At 60.1% G+C, this 24,876-nt stretch carries 23 protein-coding genes; 17 read left to right on the top strand and 6 right to left on the bottom strand.

The window, feature by feature from the left end; translation table 11 throughout:
• Nucleotides 1–10: 10 nt before the first annotated feature.
• The 4 genes from TSACC_RS19920 (at nt 11) to TSACC_RS19905 (ending at nt 6,197) form a co-directional block, all read left to right on the top strand.
• Nucleotides 11–2,599: an Amuc_1098 family type IV pilus outer membrane protein gene (locus tag TSACC_RS19920; RefSeq protein ID WP_075081206.1), complete on the top strand. Its 2,589-nt coding sequence runs from the start codon at nt 11–13 to the stop codon at nt 2,597–2,599.
• A 62-nt stretch (nt 2,600–2,661) separates the two neighbouring features.
• Entirely contained in the window at nt 2,662–3,264 is a 603-nt protein-coding gene (gene coaE / locus TSACC_RS19915) for a dephospho-CoA kinase (RefSeq protein WP_075081205.1), read from the top strand.
• A complete protein-coding gene (gene rho / locus TSACC_RS19910) occupies nt 3,248–4,549 on the top strand; it encodes a transcription termination factor Rho (protein WP_075081204.1) in 1,302 nt (433 codons plus the stop codon). Before coaE ends, rho begins: the two co-directional genes overlap by 17 nt.
• Nucleotides 4,550–4,619: 70 nt before the next feature.
• Nucleotides 4,620–6,197, top strand: coding sequence for an ArnT family glycosyltransferase (locus TSACC_RS19905; RefSeq protein WP_075081203.1), 1,578 nt, complete (start codon nt 4,620–4,622; stop codon nt 6,195–6,197).
• Here TSACC_RS19905 and TSACC_RS19900 read toward each other — a convergent pair.
• Complete coding sequence (locus TSACC_RS19900) at nt 6,169–6,861, bottom strand: SDR family oxidoreductase (RefSeq protein WP_075081202.1); 693 nt, start codon at nt 6,859–6,861, stop codon at nt 6,169–6,171. The two genes, TSACC_RS19905 and TSACC_RS19900, sit on opposite strands and share 29 nt — an antisense overlap.
• A gap of 60 nt (nt 6,862–6,921) precedes the next feature.
• Between TSACC_RS19900 and mtgA the strand changes: the two genes are divergently transcribed.
• Complete coding sequence (mtgA, locus tag TSACC_RS19895) at nt 6,922–7,635, top strand: monofunctional biosynthetic peptidoglycan transglycosylase (RefSeq protein WP_169809721.1); 714 nt, start codon at nt 6,922–6,924, stop codon at nt 7,633–7,635.
• 17 nt (nt 7,636–7,652) lie between these two features.
• Here mtgA and TSACC_RS19890 read toward each other — a convergent pair whose 3' ends face one another.
• A complete protein-coding gene (locus tag TSACC_RS19890; RefSeq protein WP_075081201.1) occupies nt 7,653–8,261 on the bottom strand; it encodes a rhomboid family intramembrane serine protease in 609 nt (202 codons plus the stop codon).
• 29 nt (nt 8,262–8,290) lie between these two features.
• Nucleotides 8,291–9,181, bottom strand: coding sequence for a diacylglycerol/lipid kinase family protein (locus tag TSACC_RS19885; RefSeq protein WP_075081200.1), 891 nt, complete (start codon nt 9,179–9,181; stop codon nt 8,291–8,293).
• Between the two features lie 36 nt (nt 9,182–9,217).
• Between TSACC_RS19885 and TSACC_RS19880 the strand changes: the two genes are divergently transcribed.
• From TSACC_RS19880 to TSACC_RS19870, 3 genes are read left to right on the top strand one after another with little or no spacing between them, the layout of a single operon-like run.
• On the top strand, nt 9,218–10,597 hold the full coding sequence (locus tag TSACC_RS19880) for an AsmA family protein (RefSeq protein WP_153811548.1): 1,380 nt from the start codon (nt 9,218–9,220) through the stop codon (nt 10,595–10,597).
• Nucleotides 10,598–10,600: 3 nt separating this feature from the next.
• Nucleotides 10,601–11,152 carry a 16S rRNA (guanine(966)-N(2))-methyltransferase RsmD gene (gene rsmD, locus TSACC_RS19875; protein ID WP_075081198.1) on the top strand — a complete coding sequence of 184 codons (552 nt, stop codon included), beginning with the start codon at nt 10,601–10,603 and terminating at the stop codon, nt 11,150–11,152.
• Nucleotides 11,149–12,444 (top strand): 3-deoxy-D-manno-octulosonic acid transferase, encoded by a 1,296-nt coding sequence (locus TSACC_RS19870; protein WP_075081197.1) that lies wholly within the window; start codon nt 11,149–11,151, stop codon nt 12,442–12,444. The genes rsmD and TSACC_RS19870 overlap by 4 nt, the downstream gene beginning before the upstream one ends.
• Nucleotide 12,445: 1 nt before the next feature.
• Here the strand turns inward: TSACC_RS19870 and TSACC_RS19865 are convergent, their stop codons facing one another.
• Nucleotides 12,446–13,048, bottom strand: a complete 603-nt coding sequence (locus TSACC_RS19865) for an HXXEE domain-containing protein (RefSeq protein WP_153811547.1) — start codon at nt 13,046–13,048, stop codon at nt 12,446–12,448.
• Between the two features lie 162 nt (nt 13,049–13,210).
• Here TSACC_RS19865 and TSACC_RS19860 point away from each other — a divergent pair, with 162 nt between their 5' ends.
• From TSACC_RS19860 to TSACC_RS19850, 3 genes are read left to right on the top strand one after another with little or no spacing between them, the layout of a single operon-like run.
• Complete coding sequence (locus tag TSACC_RS19860; protein ID WP_075081195.1) at nt 13,211–14,374, top strand: nucleoside-diphosphate kinase; 1,164 nt, start codon at nt 13,211–13,213, stop codon at nt 14,372–14,374.
• Nucleotides 14,375–14,391: 17 nt separating this feature from the next.
• Nucleotides 14,392–15,555 carry a pyridoxal phosphate-dependent aminotransferase gene (locus TSACC_RS19855; RefSeq protein ID WP_075081194.1) on the top strand — a complete coding sequence of 388 codons (1,164 nt, stop codon included), beginning with the start codon at nt 14,392–14,394 and terminating at the stop codon, nt 15,553–15,555.
• A gap of 19 nt (nt 15,556–15,574) precedes the next feature.
• Nucleotides 15,575–16,474, top strand: a complete 900-nt coding sequence (locus TSACC_RS19850) for a DUF58 domain-containing protein (RefSeq protein ID WP_075081193.1) — start codon at nt 15,575–15,577, stop codon at nt 16,472–16,474.
• A 26-nt stretch (nt 16,475–16,500) separates the two neighbouring features.
• On the opposite strand, the gene TSACC_RS19845 is transcribed toward TSACC_RS19850, so the two are convergent.
• Together TSACC_RS19845 and TSACC_RS19840 are read right to left on the bottom strand one after the other, a co-directional pair.
• The gene (locus tag TSACC_RS19845; RefSeq protein ID WP_075081192.1) at nt 16,501–16,917 is read right to left on the bottom strand and encodes a DUF1398 family protein; all 417 of its coding nucleotides are present in this window, start codon (nt 16,915–16,917) and stop codon (nt 16,501–16,503) included.
• 54 nt (nt 16,918–16,971) lie between these two features.
• The gene (locus TSACC_RS19840) at nt 16,972–17,838 is read right to left on the bottom strand and encodes an RNA polymerase sigma factor (protein WP_075081191.1); all 867 of its coding nucleotides are present in this window, start codon (nt 17,836–17,838) and stop codon (nt 16,972–16,974) included.
• Between the two features lie 89 nt (nt 17,839–17,927).
• On the opposite strand from TSACC_RS19840, the gene TSACC_RS19835 reads away from it, so the two are divergent.
• The 6 genes from TSACC_RS19835 to TSACC_RS19810 all read left to right on the top strand — a co-directional run bounded on the left by TSACC_RS19835 (nt 17,928) and on the right by TSACC_RS19810 (nt 24,868).
• Nucleotides 17,928–19,058, top strand: coding sequence for an RMD1 family protein (locus tag TSACC_RS19835; RefSeq protein WP_075081190.1), 1,131 nt, complete (start codon nt 17,928–17,930; stop codon nt 19,056–19,058).
• Between the two features lie 126 nt (nt 19,059–19,184).
• Entirely contained in the window at nt 19,185–20,066 is an 882-nt protein-coding gene (locus TSACC_RS19830) for an ABC transporter permease (protein WP_075081189.1), read from the top strand.
• A gap of 2 nt (nt 20,067–20,068) precedes the next feature.
• Complete coding sequence (locus tag TSACC_RS19825) at nt 20,069–21,328, top strand: ABC transporter ATP-binding protein (RefSeq protein WP_075081188.1); 1,260 nt, start codon at nt 20,069–20,071, stop codon at nt 21,326–21,328.
• Nucleotides 21,325–22,455, top strand: coding sequence for a glycosyltransferase (locus tag TSACC_RS19820; protein ID WP_075081187.1), 1,131 nt, complete (start codon nt 21,325–21,327; stop codon nt 22,453–22,455). The genes TSACC_RS19825 and TSACC_RS19820 overlap by 4 nt, the downstream gene beginning before the upstream one ends.
• Nucleotides 22,452–23,723: a glycosyltransferase family 4 protein gene (locus TSACC_RS19815; RefSeq protein WP_075081186.1), complete on the top strand. Its 1,272-nt coding sequence runs from the start codon at nt 22,452–22,454 to the stop codon at nt 23,721–23,723. Before TSACC_RS19820 ends, TSACC_RS19815 begins: the two co-directional genes overlap by 4 nt.
• On the top strand, nt 23,720–24,868 hold the full coding sequence (locus TSACC_RS19810; protein WP_075081185.1) for a glycosyltransferase family 4 protein: 1,149 nt from the start codon (nt 23,720–23,722) through the stop codon (nt 24,866–24,868). The genes TSACC_RS19815 and TSACC_RS19810 overlap by 4 nt, the downstream gene beginning before the upstream one ends.
• The last annotated feature ends 8 nt before the right edge of the window (nt 24,869–24,876 follow it).

The raw sequence follows: 24,876 nt of genomic DNA, 5'->3' as shown, positions 1-24,876 counted from the left end.
CGGAACCCCAATGATTTTCCAACATTCGACAAGAATCGCTCGCAGTTCACTAGCCCTGTGGGTCGTCTTCACCTCGGCCTTCTTTCCGGTACTTAGCCGGGCTCAACAAGGGGCGGTGGCGGCCACTGCGGATCGGGAAATCGTTCGCCGCCAGGAGGGTTTGGTTGTTGCGGACAAGCTGATCGCCAAGGGTGACGCCGCGGTAGCCAGCAAGGATTTTGAAACGGCCTACCTGAGCTACATGGATGCTCTGGCGCTCGTCCCTCCGGGAGGCGCCACCGAAAGTGACCACGCGAAGATCCTGGCCAAATTCTCCAGCGCCGCGATCAGCTACGCCCAGTGGCTGGTGACACAAGGCCGCTACTCCGATGCCGAAAAGGTCGCCAAGACAGTCCTCCTTCCGGAGTACAATCCGACCTACAAGCCGGCAGCACAGTTCCTCGCCAATCTCGAGCAGCCCGACTACTATAACAAGACGATCACTCCCCAATCTGCGGAGGACGTCCAGAAGGTCACCCGATTGCTCAACGAAGCCGACGGATACTACCAGTCCGGACGTTACGATCTGGCTATTCGTCGCTACGAGCAGGTTCTCCTGATCGACCGATACAACATCGCCGCTCGCAAGGGCATGGAGGAAGTTAATCTCCAGCGCACCAAGTACCAGACGGCTGCTTACGATGAAACCCGTAGCCGCCTCCTCTGGTTGGTCGAGCGTTCCTGGGAGCGTCCGGTTCACGGCGTCAAGGATCGCACCACGGACAATGTCGCCCGGACCCGCGGCGACGTACGTGACACGGCTCAAATCACGGCCAAGCTCAATCGCATCATCATTCCCCGCCTCGATCTTCAGGATGAGACGGTGCAGGACGCAGTCGAACGCCTGAAACAGCTGAGCCGTCAGCAAGATACCTCGACGGATGATCCGAAGGCCAAGCGCGGCGTCAATATCGTCCTCAAGTTGAATCCTTCCTCTCCGGCTCCGGCCGCGGATGCCACCGCTGCTCCGGCAGAAGGTGCCGCTCCCACGCCTGCCCCGGTGACGGCTGATTCCAAAATCACGCTCTCGCTGTCCAACGTCCCGCTCATCGAAGCCCTGCGCTACCTCACGGAGCTGGCCGGCTTGAAGTTCAAGATCGAGCAGTACGCGGTCTCGATCGTGCCTCTTTCCGAGAACATCGACGATCTGGTCACCAAGGAATACCGAGTCCCGGCCGGGTTCATCCCCGCTTCCGCTGGCTCCAGTGACAGCACTCCGAGCGCAGGCCGGATCGCAGCCAATGTCAATGACTCCAAGCTTCCCGGTCGTCAAAATGCGATGGACTACCTTCAGAAGGAAGGTGTTCAGTTCCCGCCTGGAGCGTTTGCACAGTACACACCAGCAGGCAGCCGCCTGATCGTTCGCAACACACCGGATGCCATCGACTTCATCGATTCTCTGGTGGATGCGGCAGTCGGCGTCCAGCCCACTCAGGTCGAAATCGAGTCCAAATTCCTCGAGATTTCTCAGAATAACCTGAGCGAGCTTGGCTTTGACTGGCTCCTCGGTCCCTTTGCCATCGGCAGCAGCGGAGTCTACGGCGCTGGCGGCACCCGTGGTGGTAGCGGCACGCTCACCGATTCCTATTACTCCAACTTCCCGTTCGGCTCCACCGGCGTCAATCCGATCACCAGTGGAAACCGGAGCGGCGTGGGAACAAGCGTAAACTCCGCCGTCACGGCCAATAGCATCGACGCCCTCATTGCCGGCGTGCCGCAGGGCACGAACGTGATGTCGCCGGGTATCTTCGGTCTCGCGGGGATCTTTTCCAACCCGCAATTCCAGATGGTGATCCGGGCGCTCAACCAAAAGAAAGGCATCGACCTGATGTCCGCTCCGAAGGTTGTCGCCAAGAGCGGGCGCAAGGCTGTCGTGCGCGTCGCCCGTGAGTTCCCATATCCGACCGAGTTCAATCCGCCGGAAATCCCGCAGACGCAGAACAGCAGCAGCAGCACCTCGCTGACCAGCTCGACCGGCATCATCGCTACCTCCGGCGTGGTCACTCCGACCACCCCGACGGCCTTCGAAAAGCGCGATCTCGGTGTCACTCTGGAAGTCCTGCCTCAGATCGGTCCAGACGGCTATACGATCGACCTGGATCTGTCTCCTGAAGTCGTCGAGTTCGATGGCTTCATCAACTACGGCAGTCCGATCACCGGCCCGACCTACAACAGCCTCACGGCAACCTTCAGCACCTTTGAGGTCACCCCGAACGTCATCAACCAGCCCATCTTCTCGACACGCAAGGTCACGACCAGCGTGAGCATCTGGGACGGACAGACAGTTTCGCTCGGTGGACTCATCCGCGAGGATGTCCAGAAGGTGCAGGACAAGGTGCCGATCGTCGGTGATGTGCCGATCGTGGGACGCCTCTTCCGCAGCAATGTCGACCAGAAGATCAAGCGCAACCTGATCATCTTCGTCACGGCGCGTCTCCTCGACGCGGAAGGCAAGCCTCTCCGTCAGGACTTTGAGGAAGATGAAGTCGTCGAGCCTCTCGGCCTTCCTGAAGACCTTCCCGCTCCGAACATCGAGTTCGGCAAGAGCTTCGGCAAATAAGGAACGACGCCACCTCTGCGTGGCGTCAACTTTCCCGCCGGGCTTCGGAAGACAACGCACCAATGCCCATTCTCGGAATCACCGGCGGTATAGCCTCAGGCAAATCAGAGTTTCGCCGCCTCCTTCTGGAGCGCATTGATGCTGATTACTTCGATGCCGATGCGTGCGCTCGCGAGCTTCTTGACAAGGATCCGACCGTACGCCAGGAGGTCCTGGCCCGGGTCCATCCGCAAGCCTATGATGAGGAGGGAGCGCCCAACCGCCCTCTCCTCCGTCAGCTGATCTATCAAGACGCCGTCCGCAAAGCGACGCTGGAAGCCATTCTCCACCCGGTCATCCGGGATCGCTGGTCGGCCCAGGCTCAGGAGCCTGCGTATGGCAACCGCTTCTTTGTCGTCGACATTCCGCTGCTCTTCGAGACCAATGCGGAAAAGCTGTTCGACATCATCGTCACGGTCGCCTGTGCGAAGGAAACCCAACTCGAGCGCCTTGCGACTCGCCGCGGACTCGACCGGCAGATTTCCGAAAAAATCATTGCCTCCCAGATGCCCCTCAGCCTCAAGATAGAGAAGTCTCATCACGTCATCTGGAACGACGGCGCCCTCGAGGCGCTCATCACTCAAGCCGACCTTTTTTCCCGCTATTTGCATGCCCGCCACGGTTGAAGAATCCACGCCTCCCGCCGCGCAAGCCGTTATCAAGCTCAACGACCTGCAGGCGCTGTCGCACACACATCTGCTCGACCAGGCAGTCGCTCTCGGGCTGAAGCTCCGCCCCGAGTCCACCAAACGCCATCTGGTCCTCGACCACGCCAAGCACCACATCACGCAGGGTACGGCGGTCGAGGCCATCGGCCTCCTCGAGATCAATGGTGACCATGGCGTGCTTCGCTGGCCCGCCTTTGGACTCCGGCCAGGACCCGATGACGTATTTGTGCCGCAGCAGATGCTCCGCCAGTTCAAGCTGGAAGCGGGCCTGATGCTGCGCTGCACCCTTCGCCTGCCAAAAGAACGCGAGCGAGGGCTGGTCGTCGACACTCTGCTCTTCATCGAAGATATTCCGCTGGCCGAGTGGCAGCCGCCAACGCCTTTCGACAAGCTCACCCCGCTCTTCCCCAATCGCCGCGTCTTTCTCGAGAGCAATGCCCACCCCTCGATCAGCGCAAGGGCGGTCGACATCGTAGCCCCGCTAGGAATGGGCCAGCGCGGCCTCATCGTGGCGCCGCCCCGTGCTGGCAAGACGATGATGCTGAAAGACATCGCTCGAGCCATCCGCGACAACCATCCCAAGGCCGTCCTGATCCTGCTCCTCGTCGACGAACGTCCGGAGGAAGTCACCGACCTGCGACGCTCCCTCGATTGCGAGATCTACAGCTCGACCTTTGATGAACCCGTCACGCGCCACGTGCAGGTATGCGAGGCGGTGTCGGAACGCGCCAAGCGCATGGTGGAGCTTCGCAAAGATGTGATCGTCCTGGTGGATTCCCTCACCCGCATGGCCCGGGGATACAACAATCTTCAGCCCAACAAGGGGCGTACCATGAGTGGCGGCGTGGACACCAAGGCCCTGACGAAGCCCCGGAAATTCTTCGGTTCCGCTCGTAATACCGAGGAAGGCGGCAGCCTGACCATCCTGGCCACAGCGCTGGTGGAAACCAAGAGCCGCATGGATGATCTGATTTTTGAAGAATTCAAGGGGACGGGCAACATGGAGGTGCATCTCGATCGATCCATCGCGGAGCAGAGAATCTTCCCTGCGATCCATATCATCAAGTCCGGCACCCGCCGTGAGGAACTCCTCTACCATCCCGATGAATACGAGAAGGTGGTCGTGCTACGCCGTCAGCTTTCCGAGCTACCGGCGGCGGAAGCCATGGAGGTCCTGGCAGCCAACCTGAAGCACACCCGGTTCAACGCCGAACTGCTCCTGGGCGGCCTGAAAGGCGCGTGAGGGATTCCCAGTCAGCACAGGCTGGCTCGTCAGCCTCTTCAAGGTCGATTCTACCCGGGAATCCGAGCCAGTGATAACGTCCTTTTTCACCATTGACCAGCCTTCGCCGCGGGCGAGCCTATCCTGGCGGCATTGGGCCATCGCTGTGGCCTTTTTTGCGCTCGCGTTGGGGATTTTCACCCGACACGACCATTTCCCCTCCTTCTATCACCCCGACGAGCCCAGCAAGGCGCGCCAATTGATCCAGGGGGAGTTCAACTTCAACCATCCGCTGCTGCTCTTGCAGACGGCCAGGCTTGTGGCGTACTTCACGCAAGCAGGCGACTCGCAACAGGCGGTGACGGAAGCCGGACGATTTAGTTCGGCCCTCTTTTCCGCGGCAGCCATCGCATGCCTCGTACTCACTGCAGCTCACCTACGCGGAGCGTGGACCGCTGCTGCGGCCGGGCTGTTGGTGGTGACAAATTCGCAGCTCTACGAGCTTTCCCATTACATGAAGGAAGACCCCGCGCTGGTCTTTGGCATCGCGGCGTTTTTTCTGGCGCTTGTGCGTTGCTGGATCGCACCCTCGCCCGCGCGCTTCCTCCTGCTCGGCGGAGCAGCGGCCTTGGCCATCTCGGGCAAATATATCGGGGCCCTGGTGCTGCCGGTCGCGCTGATCCCCATATTCCTTCACCGTTCCCGCTGGATCAGCTGGCTGTGCTGCATGCTGACAGGCCTCGCACTGGTCCTGCTCGCGATCAACTACCCGATGATCAGCGAGTTCGTGAAGTTTACCAGCAATGTCGAAAGGGAGATGGACTATGCCGCCCACGGTCACAAAGGCCTGACCCGGTCCGTGCCTCACGGGGTGTACACCCGCGTCTTTGCCGATGCGACGAATCCATTCATCTGGGCGTTGCTGATCATTTACTACGCCGGAATGTTCGGTGTCGGGTATCGATGGCGGAATCTGCACGCCAGCGAGTGGGCTCTCGCGCTTTTCCCGGTGGCATACATGCTGATCCTTTCGTTTTCGCCCAAGACACATCACCGTTATTTCCTGCCGGACACGCTGCTCTTCTGCACGATTGCAGCACTCGCAGCATTTCACCCGGCGAGAGACAGGTTTTCCCGCGTTTCCCTCGTCGCCCGGCATGTCCTGCTGGGATGCGCGATTATCTGGTCCGGCACGATGCTGGCGAGGGTGGATGCCGCTTTTCAGAATGACTCTCGCCAGGCCTTGATCGAGTTCGTGAAAAAGAACGTCCCGCCCGACGCGATCATCGTGCAGGACAAGCGAGTCAACCTGCCCAGCCGCGACGAGAAGCGCCACGCAGACAGCCCGTACTTCGTCGACCAGAAAATCCTCGGCAAGCTCTTCGCCGCAGACGTCGGGACAATCGACGAACTCCGCGCCCAAGACATTCGTTATATCGCCGTCGCCAACGACGACTATAACCGCTTCTTCCTCAAAACGCACAAGCCGAAGGCGGAGGATCGTACCGAGTACGAGCGGAGAAAGGCTTTTTACCAGCAGCTCTTCGCAGAGGGGACTCTGCTCTGGCAGTGTCCCTCCGGACCGCAGCAATACCTCCAGCCCGCGATCAAGTTTTATTACCTGCCCCCGAAGCCGGAGGCTACTCCTCCATTGCCCCCGGGACCGTAAGCGAGCATCCGTTCTGCGCAGCCGACAGCCCGGCGAAAAATGGTCCGGCAGAGCGAATCCACTCCGAGGCACCGGGATAATGGGAAGCGCCCGCTCCGAAGCAGCTTTGCAGCATTTCGGTATCAATGATGCCCGGGTTCACCGCGATGGCTGCCATGCCCTCAGGCAACTCCTGGGCCAGGGATTGCGTAAGGCCCTCAATGGCCCATTTGCTGGCGCAGTAGGCGGCCACTTCCGGCGAGGTGGAGCGCCCCCAACCGGAGCTGAAGTTGACCACAACACCTTTCCTGCGTTCGATCATCGAGGGCAGGAAATACCGCAGCACATTGGCGACGCCCTTGATATTCACATCGATTACCTGGTCAAAGTCGGCACGGCTGACCTCCCAGAGCGGAGCGTTGGGAGCGATCACGGCAGCATTATTGATCAACAGGTCCGGCGGGCCGTATCGGTTCACGATGCGAGCCACCCACGGTCTCACCTCTTCATCATCGGAAACATCCACGGATGAGAAATCGTGGTCGCCGCCCAGTTCCGCACCGAGCGTTTCCATCCGATCAATCGACCGGCTGCACCCGATGACCCTCTCGCCGTTTGCTCCGAAAAAGCGAACCAGTGCCTCGCCCAACCCACGCGAACAACCGGTTACAACGATATTTCTCATAGGATGAAGGTAGCAAAAATCCGGACTTCTCAATAGATCGAACCCAGTCAAACTCCCGCCGTGGCCTCCAAGCAACCTAAACGCCGCCCATGGATCAAGATCCTCGCGATCATCATCCTGGTTGCAGCGGCGATCCCGCCCTTTCAGGTCGCACTCGCCAGATTCCTCAATCCACCGACGAGTCCAATGCAGTTCCAGCGACGCGTCGAGAGCTGGTTTTCCGCAAAGCCCGAGGTCCAGCACCCGATCATCTGGGTACCGCTGAAGGATACGCCTGTACAGTTGATCCATTTCATCTGGTCATCCGAGGATCAGGCGTTTTTCAAACATGGGGGCTTTGACTTTGCCGAACTGCGCAAGGCCATCGAGGCAGCGGAGGAAAAAGGCAAGAGCGTACGGGGAGCCTCCACCATCACCATGCAGTGCGCCCGCTCCGTCTTCCTCTGGCAGGGCCGCTCGTATGTACGCAAGGCGCTGGAGTTTTACTACACCTTCTGGATGGAGCTGTTCCTTAACAAGCGGCGCATCCTCGAGCTGTACCTGAACCATATCGAGCTCGGCCCGGGAATCTACGGGATCGGTGCCGCGGCACAGGAGCACTTTCATCGTCCGGTGCAGGCTCTCACCCGGTCGCAGATGATCGCTCTCGCGGCGATCCTGCCCAATCCCCGCAAGTGGTCACCGGTCATGCCCGACGCCACCGTGCAGCGAAAGATCCGCCGTATCGAGCGCCTGTCATCTCGCGCGCCGTTTCCCTCGCAGGAACTGCGCTAAACACGCTATGCGAGAAGCTATCCTGCCCGCTGGCGAAAAATCCAGTTCTCCACCGCGCTGAGCCGGGAAAATCCGCTAACCCTCGCAAAAAGAAAGCCCGCCAGCGCACCGCCCAGGTGAGCTGCATGCCCGATCGGCGTATACCGATCGAAGATCAGCAGGAGGAGACTGGAAACGACCAGCCCCCAACCCAGGTACTTTGCCCGGAGTTCCAGCGGCAGGACAAAGAAAAGCAGGAGAAGAACGTTGAGGCTCGGGAAGAAGGTGGAAAACGCCACGACGACCGCGCATACCGCACCGGAAGCACCCAGCAGGAGCTGCGGTCCCATGAGCATTTGGAGAAGGCCTCCACCCACCGCGCCAAAAATGTAAAGCAGCAGGGTGCGCCATGGACCAATGAATCGTTCAATAATCCTTCCGGGCGCCCAGAGAAGGAGCATGTTCACCCCGAGGTGAAACCAGTTGGCGTGGAGAAAGGCGTAGGTGATGTACTCCCACCAAAAACCAGCCTCCACCCCAGCGCGGCTCAGGCCAAACACGTGCTGAAATACGAGCAGCCCGCGCTCTGAGAGCAGCGACTGAAAGAGAAATACGGCTGTGTTGACTCCCACCAGCAGCGGGATCATCCAAAAGCGCGGTCCGACAAATCTTCGATTCAAGAACTCGCGACCTCCGGAGGTTCGGGGGCGAGAACACTCAATTTGCGGTTGGAAAATCCAAATTCGTACGGCAGATGCCCGCAAAGCTCTCCGTCCAGCTCGACAGGGACATACTCCTCGCAGGAGAGCCGTAATCCGCGGGTCTGGAAATACTGCACGTCGGGAAGCTCCGAGTGGTTGCCGAAAGCGATCGCTTGCACGTAGCGCATTATATCCCAATGACTCTGATTTTCAAAAACCAGAACGTCGAGCAGCCCATCATCGATACGGGCATCCTTGAAAAGGACGAACGGTCCGCCGTAGAGGCGACCATTGCCGACGAGGACAAAACTCCCCTTGCGGGCCGGACCATCGACCGGCTCGATAAGAAGCTCGGGTGGCTTGCGAGCGACAACCTGCGCCAGCGTGATGAGGTAGCTCAACGGACCAAGCGCTTTTTTGGAATCCGGGGTGGTCGATTGCACGACAGCGGCATCGAGACCAACCCCTCCAAGTTGCACGAAATATTCCTCGTTGGCCTTGGCCAGATCGATCAGGCGGCAATTTCCGGCTTCGATTACCTCCCAGGCCTTGGAAAGATTTTGAGAAATTCCGAGTTCCGTTGCGAAGACATTCATCGTGCCGACCGGCAGGATGCCGAAGGCTACGTCGGCGCCGGCGAGACCGTTTACGACCTCATTCACCGTGCCATCTCCACCCGCAGCAATAACGGATTCAAAGCCTTGCTGAACAGCACGTTGCGCAAGCATTCGCGCATCACCGGGGGACTCGGTCATCCACACTGTGACACGGGGTGACAAGGCGAGAATCCGCTCCCGCATGGCGCTCGCTTTTTCGCTGCGAGCGGCCGGGTTAAGGATGACGAGAATCTTGGAGCTCTTGTTCACGCTTCACATTCTGGCTGAGTTTCGTAGCTTCCCCGCGTGTCAAAATTTGCCAAGAGATTTTTGATAGCGCCTGCGGTATTGGTGGCGCTGGCGGGTCTCGCGCTTCTTTGTACGAATATTTACCTGCAATCGAGCACCGTACAGCAGAGAATCCGCGAGAGCGTTACGCGTCAGATCGGCACGGATGTCAAGATCCGGACCACCAGCTATACGCCGTGGAGCGGGCTGGTCCTCCGTGGCATCGAAGTACCCGATCCCACCGCCCCGAAGATGAACATCCTCGAGGCCAAGGCCCTGCGGATTCGCTTCTCCTTCCTTCCGCTCCTCAATAAACGCTTCGTCATCTACGACTGCTCGCTTTACGAGCCGATGCTCATCGTACGCCAACTCGCGAGCGGCGACTGGATGGCTCCTCTGCCTGGCAAGGTCAAGACGGTCCCGCCTGCGGAGCCGACACCCGGCAAGCCGGAAGCTCCACGCGTGGTCGGTGCAGCCTTCAAAGCCGAAGTGCAGCGCCTCCGCCTCGTCGGCGGCACGGTGGCTTTCCTGGATGCCAAGAACCGCACGGTGCTCATGCTCGAGAGCGTCGACATCGATGCCAATGTCAGCGACAACATCGCTGCGGCCGGTACGTTTGACGTCGGCACCACCGACATCTCGGGGTACCTGCATCCCCGCAAGGTCGGAGGGCCATTCACCTGGGACGGAGAAGTGCTCGACCTGCCTCAGATCCAGGGAACACTGGCCGGAGGAGAAATCGCCGGCAGCTACCACCTCGTGGCCCTGGGCGACCCGAGATTTGACCTCAATGTGTCGGTCAAGGATGCCCGTCTGAAGAAGCTCTTCGCCGAAGCCCATGCCGAGCCTGGAAAAACCGATGGCAATCTCATCGGCCAACTCCACCTTACCGGTGATCCGCGCAACAGTGCTCTGACGACAGGAACCGGCCACTTTGAGCTCGTTTCGGCCAAGCTCAAGCCGGTCGACTTCCTGATTAAACTCGGGGAACTGCTCCAGATCGAGGAGCTCCAGCTCCTTCAACTCAAGGACGCCAAGATGGATATCACTGTCCGTGAGGAAAAAATCTGGATCGATGACCTCTCGATGCAGTCTGAGAACCTGATATTGAAAGCCACCGGCCCGGTGCGCTTCAATGGAAAGATGGACCTCGACGCCAGCCTGCTCGTAAACCGCAAGCTGCAGCAGCAACTCCGCGGCGTGCTCGGGAAGAACTTCGTCAAGACGGACGATCCCGAGTACCAGCGCCTCGACTTTAACGTCACCGGACACATCGACAGCCCGAAGACCGACCTGCTCGATAAACTGATCGGCATCAACATCGGCCAGGACATCGGAGGAATGCTCAAGAGTCTCTTCCGCGGCCAGCCCCAGAAGAAAGACAAGGGAGACAAGTAGGCGATGCGAGTGATTGCCGGTTCGGCCCGGGGACTGCCTCTCATCCAGCCCCCGGAGGGCGTTCGTCCCACGATGGATCGAGTGAAGGGAGCAATCTTTTCCAGCCTCGGCGATGCTGTGCCGGGCGCACGCGTGCTGGATATATTCGCCGGGTCCGGCGCGATGGGCATCGAAGCCCTGAGCCGGGGAGCGGAATCAGCAGTCTTTGTTGACGTAAACCCCCGGAGTGTGAACTGCGTGCGCGACAACCTGCGCAAATCCAAGCTGACCGGTAGCGTACAGCAGATGGATGCCTTCAAGTTTCTCGAACTGTACGGCGACGGGTCATTTGATCTCATCTTTGCCGATCCGCCGTATGCCAAGCAGCCAACAGATCGCGACTTTGCCACCGAGCTCATCAAGCTCCCGGCGCTGGCCAGGGCGCTCCGCCCTGGCGGCACCGCCATTGTGGAGCGAGTAATCGGTCGCCCGGAGCCGGAAACCGTCGGTCTCGTCCTTCTCCGAGTTCGTCAATACGGAGAGAGCGAGGTGGCCTACTACGCCCACGCGGAATGAAGAAGGTCCGGCTCCTTTACAATCTGGCGTTCCCCTTTGTCCTGCTGGTGCTGCTGCCCAGCTTCCTCCTGCGCATGATCAGGCGGGGCAAATACCGCCACAAATTTGGGCAGCGCTTTGCCATCTATTCACCCCGTGTCCTGAACAAGCTCAAGCGCGACAACAACATCTGGGTGCATGCGGTAAGCGTGGGTGAGGTGCTGATCGCACTGAAACTCATCGGCGAGATGAAGAGGAGCGACCCGTCCCTGCGCGTCGTGCTCTCCACCACCACGTCCACAGGGTTTCGCCTGGCCAGCCGACGCCGTACGGAATGGCTGGAGCCGATTTACAACCCCATCGATTTCATCCTGGTCGCCAAGCGTGCCATGCGCATCGTGCGCCCGAAGATGATGATCCTGGTGGAGGCCGAGGTCTGGCCAAATCTCACCGCCGAAGCCAAAGCCCAGGGGGCCAAGCTTGCACTCGTAAACGCACGTCTCTCCCCGAGGTCGGAGTCTCGATACCGGAAGGTCAAGTTTCTCACCGCTCCGCTTTTCAACCAGCTCGATGTACTCTGCGTCCAGGAAGAGGCTGATGCCGAGCGATGGAAATCCCTCGGGGTAACAGAAAACCGCATCCGTCTCACGGGTAGCGTGAAATTCGACGATGCCGCGCAATCCCGTACCCCGGGGCGCGACTTTTCAGCCATCCTCAGCGAACTCGGCGTACCTGCCGGGGCACCGATCCTTCTCGCCGCCAGCACTCATGCCGGGGAGGAAGCGATACTGGGCGAGATTTACCTCCGCCTCCGCACGGAGTTTGCCTCACTTTTCTACGTATGCGTACCGCGCCATGCCGAGAGAGGCCGGCAGGTGAAGGAGGAATTGGAGAAAATCGGCCTGCGTGTGACTCTGCGCTCCGGCGAGACTCATGCCCCGTCCCGTCCGGAAGCCCTCATAATCAACACCACAGGAGAACTCCGCGACGTCTACCCGGTAGCCTCCGTGGTTTTCATCGGCAAAAGCCTCACCGCCAAAGGGGGACAGAATCCCGCGGAAGCCCTCGCAGCCGGAAAGCCTGTGATCTTTGGTAAGAACATGCAGAACTTTGCCACTCTCTGCGACCAGCTTGTGCGCTTCCGTGCTGCCATCCGCGTGGCGGATGAGAGCGAGTTGGAAGAGGCCATCAAGGACTGTCTGAAGGAGCCGGAAAAAGCCTCCACCATGGCTCAGCGCGGTGCGGAATGCCTCGCCCAGCATCGCGGGGCCACCCGGCGCACGGTGGAAATCCTCGAGGCGCTGCGCTCCTGATTCAGGAGGTCGCCGTCTCCGCGTGGAGGCGCGACTGAACGTAACCGAGAATCGCGACGTGAACTGCTATCGCCACCCCCAGGCTCACCGCTTGCATGAAAAACGTGGGTTCCAGCGCTCGCGACAGATAGACGATACCACCCCAACTCAACGGTACGAACCCGAAGACGGACGACCAGAGACCGGGGTTATACCGGCGGGTGGCCACGGCAGGAATGATATGCCCCACGGCATTCACCGCAGGCAGGTAAAGAGCGATGAGGCCCCAGCCCGCGTCGACGTAAACGGCCAGGTAGAAGGCTAGAAAGTCGCCCCCCCATACGCCCGCCGAGTTGATAATGAACGTTGCAGGTCGAGAGAGCACCTCGCGGCCCCTGCCGACGTGGGCATTCACCCAGAGTCGGAACCGGTCACCGCGATGCTCCTCCCACTGGTGAATCATATAGATGGGCAACTGGGCAAAAATGATGCTGACGATGATCGCCTCCGCAGGATCGATGGAAAACAGCAAAGGAATGAAGAGGAGCAAAATGATGCTGGCAAACGCCGTAGCGTAAGGCCAATGCCACTGGGTAACCATCCAGTCGTAGGCTCTCCGGATCACTCCCTACCCTCTATCCCGGTCCCGCCGCACCCGCAAGCGTCGTAAACAGGCATTTTTCCGGGTCGTTTTCACGAAAAGCCAGTTGACCCCTCCGGCTGCCGCCGATAACCTTCCCGACCCGCTTAAGACCGGCCCCGCTCGTCTGGGCGGCATACCTTTTCCATGGCCGACGAGCTTTCCTATGTACTGATCACGCCCTACTCGCTCCGGAAATCCCGGACGGGCGGCATTGTGGGCCGACTGCTTTCGCGGTCGGGCCTCGAGCTCGTTTCCGGTCGCCTTTTTGCTCCGAGCGAGGAGTTTATTCAGGACTTCGCCGAGGCCAGCGTCTCCGAAACGGACAATGCCCGTCACCGCCAGACGCAGGAGCTGATCCGCGACTACATCCTGAAAAATCTCGCCGCCGACCAGCATGGCGTACGCCAGCGCGCTCTCCTCCTCGTCCTGCGCGGAGAGGATGCCGTGATCAAGACCCGCTCGGTCGTGGGTCACATCATGCAGGAGCGCACCAGTGGCGAAACCATTCGCGATACCTATGGCGACTGCCTGGTCGAGGACGGCAAGGTTGTTTATTTCGAGCCGGGCGTGCTGGCCGCACCCGACGCAACCTCCGCCCGCAGGCACCTTGAGATTTTTGCGAAATACTCCGACACGGATGGCGGCATCCTGGTGGATTCCGTGCCCTTTCCGGCCGGCGAGAATGTCGAAACAACACTCGTCCTGATCAAACCGGACAATTTCCGCTTCCCCAACGCCCGTCCCGGTGGCGTGATCGATCTTTTCTCCCGCACCGGCCTCTACATCGTGGGCTTCAAGGTTCATTACATGAGCGTAGCCCAAGCCGAAAAATTCTACGGCCCCGTGCTCGACGTGCTACAGGATAAATTCCGCGAGCCCAGCGCGAAGCGCGCACGCCTCGCCATCGAGGAGGAGTTTGGCATTCCGATCGACGCCAAGACCGAGACCGAGCTCGGCGAACTCATTGGCCCCATCGCAGGGCGCTCCCACTGGGAATCCATCGTCCAGTTCATGGCAGGCTCCCGCCCGTCAAATTGTACGGAGGAGAAGCGCAACCAGCCGGGCAGCGAAAAGTGCGTGGCCCTGATCTACCAGGGGGTCGACGCTGTGCGGAAGATTCGCGAAGTCCTCGGACCGACCGACCCGTCGAAGGCCCCTTCGGGCACAATTCGCCGGGAATTTGGCCAAACTGTGATGATCAATGCGGCGCATGCATCGGATTCCGCCGAAAATGCGCGTCGCGAAATGGACATCATCCAGATAAACGAGAATACTCTGAAACCTCTGATCGATACGTACCTCTCCTAGACTACCTCTCAAAAACCATGGAACTCGCAACCCGCGTCAAAGAACTCACCCCATCTCTCACCCTCGCGATCGACAGCAAAGCCAAGGCCTTGAAAGCGGAAGGCGTTGACGTCTGCGGCTTCGGCGCCGGCGAGCCCGACATGGACACGCCCGAGCACATCAAGGCGGCCTGTATCGAGGCGATCCAGAGCGGTTTCACGAAATACACCCCGAGCTCCGGCACACCGGAACTCCGCCAGGCGATCTCCGAGAAGTTCCTCGCCGACAACGGCCTGGAGTATAAGCCCAGCCAGATCATCGTCAGCAACGGGGCGAAACAGTCCTGCTTCAACGCGATCGCGGCGGTTTGCAATCCGGGCGACGAGGTCATCATTCCGGCGCCCTTCTGGCTGAGCTATCCCGAGATGGTTCGCCTCGCAGGCGCTGAGCCGGTCATTGTACAGACGACCGAGGAAAACGCGTGGAAGATCACGGCCGAGCAGTTTGAAGAGGCCATGACCCCTCGCACCAAAATGATCATCATCAACTCGCCGGGCAATCCCACGGGTTCGATCTACAGCCGCGAGGAACTTCGTGCCATCTCCGAGGTAGCCGCCGAGGAAGACATCTACATCCTCTCCGACGAAATTTACGAGAAGCTCACCTATGACGGGGCCGAGCACGTCAGCATTGCTTCGCTCACGCCGGAAGCTTACGACCTCACCATCACGGTGAACGGCTTCAGCAAGGCCTATGCGATGACCGGATGGCGCCTTGGCTACCTCGGTGCTCCCGAGCCGATCGCCCGCGCCATCGACTCGATGCAAAGCCACAGCACATCGAACCCCTGCTCCTTTGCCCAGAAGGGCGCGCTTGCCGCGCTCAAGGGCGACCAGCAGTGCGTGGCCGATATGCGCGAAGAATTCGACATTCGCCGCCAGTACATGTTTGACCGTCTGTCCTCCATCCCGGGCGTGACCGCGGTGAAACCTCTCGGCGCATTCTACGTGCTCGCAAACATCAGCGGCCTCGGCCTCAAGTCGCAGAACTTTGCCGACCGTCTGCTCAGCAAGGCCAATGTGGCCGTGGTGCCCGGCATCGCCTTCGGCGACGACCGCACGGTCCGCCTGAGCTACGCGACGAGCCTCGACGTCATCAAGACCGGCCTCGACCGCATCGAGGAGTTCTGCAAGACGCTGTAACTCCCGCCTGAGTCCCTTCATGAGCGAAGCACCTGTGCCATCCACGGGTGCTTCGCTTTTTTCTTTGGTACCCGACGCAGAGGCTGCCGTGGCCACCGCCCGCGCCGTAGCCGACCGGTTGACCATTCCCATCACTCGCGGGCTTCGCCGCACCTCGGGGCCGGTTTCTGGATCAGCGGCTGGAAGCTCGATCGATTTTCAGGACCACCGTCCTTACATGCCGGGTGACGATCCACGCCATATCGACTGGCAGGCCTACGCGCGGAGCGGCCACTACACGATGAAGCTCTATCGCGAGGAGGTGCTGCCTCTTGTGGATTTGGTGATCGATTGCTCGCCCTCGATGGCACTCGACCCGGCGAAAACCCGCCGCAGCCTGGAGCTCGCAGCCTTTTGCCTGGAGACCGTTCAGCGGTCGGCAAGTTCGCTCCACGTCTTCGGCCTGGCTGGAGCTGCAGCGACCCCGCTGGAAAGTTCCCTCGCGCTCCACCAGATCGCCATTGCCGGAGAGACGGAGGGCGGCGTGCCTCGGCTTGAGCTGATTCCCTGGCGTGCGGCTTCGCTACGTATTGTGATCAGCGACCTGCTCTTTGCCGCGAATCCCGATGCGATCTGCCCTGGGTTGGCGGCTGGAAATGGGAGGAGCATCATCTTCGCCCCCTACTGCTCGGCGGAATCCGATCCGGACTGGCTTGGCAACACCGAGCTCGCCGATTGCGAATCGACCGCCCGGCAGGATTTCCAGTTTTCCTCGGAGGATATGCGCAGGTACCAGGCGACTTACGCGAACCATTTCGCGCTTTGGCAGGATGCCGCCCGGCGTTGCGGCATCACTCTTGCGCGAGTCTCCGCTGAAAGCGCTTTGATCGAGGCCTTGCAGGAAAGCGCCCTGGGCATCGGGGCGGTGGAGATCGCCTGACTCTCGCCCAAGGCACCTGGAATCTCTTACTCCGATTTTTCCGCCTCGGGTCCGCGACCCGGGAACCATTCCGTATGCTGGCAGCCGAGACGACCGAGGTACGTCACACAGCCTCCGGTCAGGAAGGCATAGTAGCCTATCACTCCGGCCCTCATTGCACGCTCGGTGAAAGGGCGATATTTCTGGCCATGGAGCTGGCTGTCCACGATCGCCGCCTTCACGGCAGGCTGGTTGAACTCTGCAGCGACAGGCGGCAGATTCTCAAAGGTGATCGGGGTTTCCACCACCTCGTCGCCAGCGCCGTAAAATCGCTTGCGACCGCCCACGTAGTCGATGTGATAATACTCCACGCCGGCAGCGAGAAGGAGTTGCACGAGTTCAGGAAACGCGATCTCTCCAGCCAGGGTGGCCTTCGAGACACGGGAAATGATTTCTGTGTTCATACAAAGCATTCAGACCGATTTCCCGGATGCCTGTGACAGAAGAACGAAAAAATCTTACGAAAAGTTCGATCGGGCGAGAATCTCGCGGAGGCGGGTTGCTCCCTCGCGAGGTGTACAAAATGGGGCATCGCGGAAGACCTCGGCATGGGCGCGGTCGATTTCGCAAAGCTCCGCCAGCCGATCTTGAGCGACCTCCCGGACGGCGGCCATGCGCATGTCAGTGAACTGCCGGTTGTCCGGGTCAAGCCAGCCTTGCTTCATGAAGGCCGCCGCCTTCTTCGTACACCGACAGGGGTTCGCTTCGTTCACAAGTCCGCACTTTTCGTTCATGAACTGATAAAGATCGTGCCGGGCGCGGGAGAGGAGCTGGCGGAAATTTTCCCGCGAGATCTCCATGACCTCGCCACCGAGTTCGCTGGAAACTCCGAAGATCTCGCCCAGGATGAAGGCCAGCCGTTGCGGGCGGTCGAGACACATGAGCATCGCGGTGATGCAGCCCAGTTTCGCTTCCTCGACGAGGAGCCCTGTTTCGATCGGGAGGCTTCGCGGATCGGGAAGCTCCATGTCGAGGCACTCATCGAGCGACTGACTCATGTCTCGAAAGGTCATCTTTCGTTCCTCCATCTCGGAACGGCGGACATTCATCAGATGATTGGCTGCGATGCGATAGAGCCAGGTGGAAAACCGGCTCCGCCCCTCGAAGGCGGCAAGATGGGTGGTCGCCTTGATCAGGATCTCCTGAGTCGCATCCTCGGCCAGATCGCGACGCCAGATCATTCGCAGCGCAAGGTTGAAAACCCATGCCTGATGGCGGCGTAGGAGCGCGTCCAGAGCAGACAGGTCGCCCTGCCGTGCCTGAGCGACCAAATCCTCGTCCGCAGGTGACAGTTCAGTGGTGTATTCTGAAGAAACGGGCGACATCGTTTTGCCCTTCGTTACCGGATTGTCACCTGCGGTGGCAACGAAAGGCGTTGACCGAGGGAGGAATTTTCTCAAGAAATCGGGCCTGGATGGCAGAAACACACGCCACGAGCGTCCAGGTCAAGGCCGGCGAGGTCATCGTCCAGCGACTTTTCCAGGTCAGTTTCTCCATTGATCTCGCGAAAGTGGAAGGCCTTTGGGCCGACCGTAGTGGGGAAAGGGCCAGCCGGACCAAGCTCGCCAACACGCCGGCCAAGGCGGTCGCCTTCGACGTACCGCCGGTGCTCCTCAGCCTCGGTCTCGTCGAGTTTCCCGTCGAGAGCGAAACAATCCGCGCCAGCGCAGTCGCGAGACTCTACGACTTTGGCGTCATAGCGATCTCACTGAGGGTTCCGGTGACAGACTCTCCGTGGGATGGCTACGTCTCCCTGATCAATGCGCTCGATCGCGAGATGGGATGCGGGGAACATGAGCTTTGGCGTTCGCTGCTGGACAAGGTGCGGGAGCCTCTCACGACGACCATCATCCGGCCCTTTGACTCGGATTTGCAGGAGGAGTACTTGCTCGCCATCGTGCAGGAGTGGGATAGCCCGGTCGATGTGTCCTCGCTTCCGGAGCGTCCCGAGCTGATTCCGCTCCTCTCCGGCGAAAGCCGCCCGCTCTCGGAGGGTGCAAAGAAAGACCTGCTGAGGTACAAAGGATCTTACTTTGAGGACGACCTGGTGGTCCTTACCTGGGACCGGGCGTTTGTCTGCGAACCGCGAGGGGATTCCGATGTGGTCGAGGTATTGGAGATGGCTAATGCGCAGTTACTGGAGTTTCGCTACTACGACGAGTTACTCGATGACGAGTTGCCCCGCATGTACGACCTCGTCGAGGAAACCCAGCGCGCAACAAGCATTCTTTCGGCGCGAAAATTTTCCCAACTCGCCCGCAAGCTCTACACCCTCGTGGCTGAGGTGACGGAACTCACCGAGCGCGTCGATAATGCGCTCCAGGTCACCGAGGACGTGTATCTCGCCCGAGTCTACACCATGGCCGTCGACTCCTTCCGCGTGAAGCCAGTAAGCGCAGCCGTGGACCGTAAACTCTCGATCATCAAGGACACATACACGGCGCTCTTTGACGAGGCCTCGGGCAAGAGGGCGGAATGGCTCGAGATTGCGATCGTGATCCTCATTATCTTCGAGGTCATTCTCGCCCTGCTCTGGCACATCTAGGTATTGCAGGCGGGGCGATCCTCCGACCGCCCGCAATGAGCGCACTTCCTCCGCCAGGCGAGGAATGCGGAAAATACCTCGACAAGGCCGCACGGAGTCAGGCTTCATCCTTGGGTAGAGCACGTTATGACTTCATCTGCCACTCCCCTGCCCGCTACCAGCGACTCGTTTGGGGATTTCGATCTTGTGATCGAGGCGGGGCACTCCGAGAAGCGGTACTGGCACGATCTCTGGAGGTACCGGGAGTTGCTCTTCATCCTGGCGTGGCGGGACGTCGCAGTACGCTACAAGCAGACGGTGGCCGGAGCCGCTTGGGCAATCCTCCAACCCCTGATCAACATGATCATCATGACGGTGATCTTTGGCAAAGTGGCCGGCCTCCCTTCGCTGGGCACCGCGCCCTACGCCATCATGGTCTTTGCGGCCATGCTGCCATGGCAGTTCTTCTCCAATGCGGTGTCCAATGCCGGACAGAGCGTGGTGAACAACGCCGGAATGATCTCCAAGGTCTACTTCCCGCGAGCCATCATCCCAACAAGCGCGGTGCTGGTATCGCTGGTCGATTTCGCCGTTTCCCTCGTCATCCTGGGCGGTTTGATGGCGTGGTATGATTTCCTGCCGACATGGCGGCTGCTCGCGTTGCCCCTTTTCACTCTCATGGCCATCCTCGCGGCTACGGGAGCAGGACTTTTTATCACGGCGTTGACCGTGCGGTATCGGGACTTTCGTTTCATCGTTCCCTTCGTCGTGCAGTTCGGCATGTACGTCAGCCCCGTGGCTTATAGCAGCGAGGTAATACGGGAAAAACTCCACGCCGGATGGTTCGCCTTGTATTGCCTGAATCCCCTGGTGGGCATCATTGACGGTTTTCGCTGGGCGATCCTGGGCGGCGATGCGGTGGGCTTTCATCTCGGAACATGGCTTTCGCTCGCTGTATCCATCGGGCTCTTTGTCGGCGGAGTGGCCTTTTTCAGGAAAACCGAACGAATGTTCGCCGACATCATCTGAGCATGAGCGACGACATCGTCATCAGAGTCGAGGGCCTGTCGAAGCTCTACATGCTGGGCCAGACGCTCCAGCCCTACGGTACGTTGCGCCACGCCATCCAGAATGTCGCGACGGCTCCGCTCCGCTGGATCAAGGCGGCGCGCAAGGTCCAGGCCGGACCGGATAGCGCGGAATTCTGGGCGCTCAAGGACGTATCCTTTACGGTCAATCGGGGCGATGTGGTCGGCATCCTCGGACGCAACGGCGCCGGGAAGAGCACGCTGCTCAAGATTCTCAGCCGCATCACGGAACCCACCACGGGACGCGTCGGAGTCAAAGGCCGGGTCGCAAGCCTGCTGGAAGTCGGGACGGGATTTCATCCTGAACTGACCGGGCGTGAAAACATCTATCTCAATGGAGCCATCCTCGGAATGACCCGGGCGGAGATCCGGCGAAAATTTGACGAAATCGTGGACTTTGCAGGGATCGAGAAGTTCCTCGATACGCCAGTGAAGCGGTATTCCAGCGGTATGTATGTGCGGCTGGCCTTTGCCGTGGCGGCACATCTGGAACCCGAGATCCTCATCGTCGACGAAGTGCTGGCCGTGGGAGACTCCGAGTTTCAGAAGAAGTGCATTGGCAAGATGAAGGAGGTGACCGCCAATGGTCGGACAGTCCTCTTCGTGAGCCACAATCTGCCAGCTGTCGCCGCGTTGTGCCGCAAGGGCATCCTGCTCAAGGAAGGCCGCCTGGTCCTGACCGATACGGCGGAAAACACGATCGCCCGGTACAAAAAGGAAGGCATGTCCGCCGAAGACACCGGGATCGCTGTGGCGATGAACGCCCGATCTGGCACCGGAACACATCGGCTGGAATACGTGACCCCAACGGCGGAAGAATTCGCGGCGCGAACTCCACTCGTCTTCCGGGCGGGGATCAGACAATTCCGCGACGATGCAAAATTTCATTATTCGCTGCATTTTCGCAACGAAGCCGATGACGAAATCTTCGCCATCAACAGCGAGTACCTCGACGGAGGTGGCATTGCTCCCGGAAACCGTGAGGTGGAGGTGGTGATCGACTCCCCGTGGCTGCCACCGGGAGACTACCGGGTGGAGGCCTTCCTCCACAGCGCCGGAATCATCGATCACTGGCCGGATGCATGCCGGTTTCATGTCGGCTCCGATGTAGCGACGCTGGGTTATTCCCTGGCAAGCGCCAAAAACGCGGGCAAAGTCCTCGCAAGTTTCCGGCTGACCTCGCAAGCCCGGGCCGAGACGTGAAGGTCGCGATCGTTCTGACCACACGCTGGTGGAGAGCCTCCATCGATCAGGACGGTTACTGCGCTGCGCTCGCCCGCCTGGGACATGAACCGTTTTTATATTGTCTCGGCAATGATGCGGGAGAAGCGGATTTTCCGGTCGTGGTAGCCTCCCCGGCAGAGATGTCGGATGTCGGCTACTGGCGGCGACAGGGACTCGATATTGCGATTGTTTTCAACTGGCTGAAAGGTTCGCTCCTCCTTAACGCGCTGCGACAGGCCGGGACGCGCACCGTCACTCGGGCCGATAGCGACGGACTGGCCAGCGTACGAGTGTTCCCCCGGGAGACACTTTCCCTATGCCTGTCCTCTGCGCAAACCGCCAGAGACCGATTCCGCGAAGGCGTCCACTGGGTGCGCCGCTACTTTCACTTGAGCAGGGAGGAAGACGCGGAAATCCTCGCGACAGCGGCAGCCTCGGATGCCATCGCGATCGAATCGCAGGAGGCCGCAGAAAACCTGAACGTGATCTTCACCCATTACGGCCGAGAGGAACTCGCCGAACGAATCGCAGTGGTCCCGCATAGTGTGAAAGACGAGTTTCTCACCGCGCCCATCGGAGGAGCAATACGCCCGCCTCTCATCTTTTGCGGAGGCAGGTGGGACGACGTGCAAAAGGATGCCCCCCTGCTGCGGAGAACGATCCGACGTGTACTGGCAGAGCGCGAAGATGTGAGATTTGTCGTCGCCGGGGCGGGAATGGAGAATTTTTCCACGCTGACGAGAGAGTCCCGAGTGCGTCTCGCCGGGCGCATCCCCCGTGGGGAATTGCGGAATATCCTCGCGGAGGCGCGTTTTCTGCTCGCTTCCTCCCGTTGGGAGACGCAGCCAATTGGGTCGCTGGAGGCTCTTTGTCTCGGAGCGACCGTCGTAGCCCCTCTTCTGCCGGGCTTTATCGCCCTGGTCGACCAAGGGGCATCGGGTACTCTTGCCACACATCGGGATGACGCCAGCCTCGCAAGAGCCACACTGGCCGAGTTACAGCGCTGGGATCACCATCAGCGCGATCCCGAACGCATCTCCCGCAAATGGCGCGACCGGGTCAGCAATGAAGCCGTGGTTGCGGGCTTGCTCAAATCCGTCGCATGAAACCACGCATTGCCTACGACGTATCATTTTGCGCGGACCTGCATTCCGATCAGAAACACGTCACCGGAATCGGGCGCGTCGTCGAAAATATCGCCGATATCCTAAAGTATTCGGACGACTTTGAACTCTGCATGATCGGGTGCCATGGCGGTGATGAACGTCCTGCGCTAACCGACGCGCGCACATATGCCTACTGGAAAGATCGCTGGGCGCCGCGCCCGCCCGTGATGGCAGGCACCGTCTCGCGATTCGGCCTTCGCAGTCTCTATGCCCAGTCTCTCGCCGGAGTGAACCGGCCCGATGCACCAAGGAGTTTCACCAGCAAACTTTTCAACACGCTCTCCCGGCTCGATGCCGCCCCCCGGCCGCTCGACGGAAAGATCGCCCTGTTCCACTCCCCCTTTCGTCCGCTGCCGGAGCATGGTCAGTTTCGCGGCCCCATGGTGCTGACCGTGCATGACCTTTTCCCCCTGGAGGAACCTGCCGGATCATACAACCGCCGAATGCTGGAACAAACCCTGGCTCTGGCAGATCCCGCTCGCACCTGGGTGCTCAGTGTCTCTGAGTACACGCGCCGGGAACTCATCAAGGTATCTGCCATCCCGGCGGAGCGAGTCATCGTGATGCCGCTGGCGGCGGAATCACTTTTCCGGCCCACCGGAGACGGAGATGCACGCAAGGCATTCCTGCGTCGGCATGGGATACCGGACGCGCCCTACTTTCTCTCCGTGGCCAATCCTCAGCCGAGAAAAAACATTCCGCATCTGATCCGATGCTTTCAGGAATTTGCCAAGACAGAGAAAGAGCATCAACTGGTGTTGGTTGGTTCCCGCAAGCTCGGCTGGAACCACTCCGAGATCGACCGGGAAATCGAAAAAGCGCCCGAACTGCGCCAGCGCATTCATTTCACGGGAGCCGCGAGCGACGAGGAACTGGCCGTGGCGTACAGTAATTGCACGGCATTTCTCTTTCCCTCGCAGGAGGAGGGTTTCGGCCTGCCGCCACTGGAAGCCATGCAGTGCGGCGCGCCGGTGGTGAGCTCCAATACGACCTCGCTGCCGGAGGTCACGGGCAACGCAGCCATCCTCGTGCCGCCTGATGATGAATGTGGCCTCGTTCAAGCCATGCAGTCACTCGTATCCCGCCGCGAGTTGCGGGAGGATCTTCGGGAAAAGAGTCTCGCGAGAGCACGCGGATTCTCCTGGGAAAAGACGGCGCAGATCGTGACTGACACCTATCGGCAGGCACTCGCATCAAAGAGATCGTGAACCAAACCGCCACCATAGCGCTCGCCAGCCAGATTGCCCCGACCTACATCGGCGGGCTGGCGGAATATCAGCGTCATCTGGCGGTCGGACTACGGGATCATGGGCAGTCGGTTCATTCCCTGTGCGAATACAATAGGCATCCTGATCAGAGTCTCGGCTATGAAGAGCTACCATGGCCGCTGTACGTGCTGGAAAAAACCTCTCTGGGGCGAATGACGCAGGCCCTGCTACCCCGGCTCTCAACGAGAGCACCTCGCTGGGCGGCGCGGATCGCCACATGTCGCCTCGGCATGCCGGATAACCTATCTCCCTCCGCCATCCACATCACGGGCACGGGATGGGACCACACAGGATTTGCCCTGGCGAGGTGGGCGCGTCAGCTCGCCGTCCCCTTCTCGATATGGCCGGCAGTGCATCCCGGCCAATGGGGGGATGCACCGATCGATCTCGAGCTTTACTGTCGAGCCGATACGATCTTTTGCCAGAGTGGAAATGAGCGAGATCATCTGGCTCGGCTGGGATTGCCGGCGGAAAAGATGCGGCTCTGCGGGCTGCCCCCCTTTTGCCTGCCAGATGGAGACGGTACACGGCTGCGGCAAGGACTCGGCATCGATCAGCGGCCAGCTGTTCTGTTTCTCGGGAGGCGGGATGAAGGCAAGGGCTATTCCGCCCTCATCGCGGCATGGAGGCTCGTCCTGCAACGGCATCCCCACGCAGTGCTATTGCTGGCCGGACCAGGTGCGCCTCTGAAAGGAGGCACACTGCCTGCCGAAAGCTACCGCGATCTCGGCATGGTCGACAACCGTACGAAATCCGATGCCTACGCAGCATGCGACGTCTTTTGCCTGCCCTCGGCCCACGAATCCTTCGGCATCGTCTATGTCGAAGCCTGGTCGTATGGAAAGCCCGTTATCTGCGGAACGGCCGCAGCCAGTCGGGAACTTGTGACGGATGAAGCCAACGGACTCTGGGCAACTCAGGACCCAGTGGAACTGAGCGAGAAAATCGGATTTCTGCTGGACCAGCCCAAGCTGCGTGCGCAACTCGGAGCCACCGGCCAGCAACTCCAGCGCGAGCGCTACACGGAGGCGACGCTCCTTGCCGCGCATTTGCAGGCTTGGCAACAGGTGGCGGCGGCAGGATAAACTGCTCT

The organism is Terrimicrobium sacchariphilum (assembly GCF_001613545.1).
Lineage (GTDB): Bacteria > Verrucomicrobiota > Verrucomicrobiia > Chthoniobacterales > Terrimicrobiaceae > Terrimicrobium > Terrimicrobium sacchariphilum.
The sequence above is the reverse complement of the archived record's forward strand: the minus strand, read 5'-3'. Positions and strand labels throughout refer to the sequence as shown.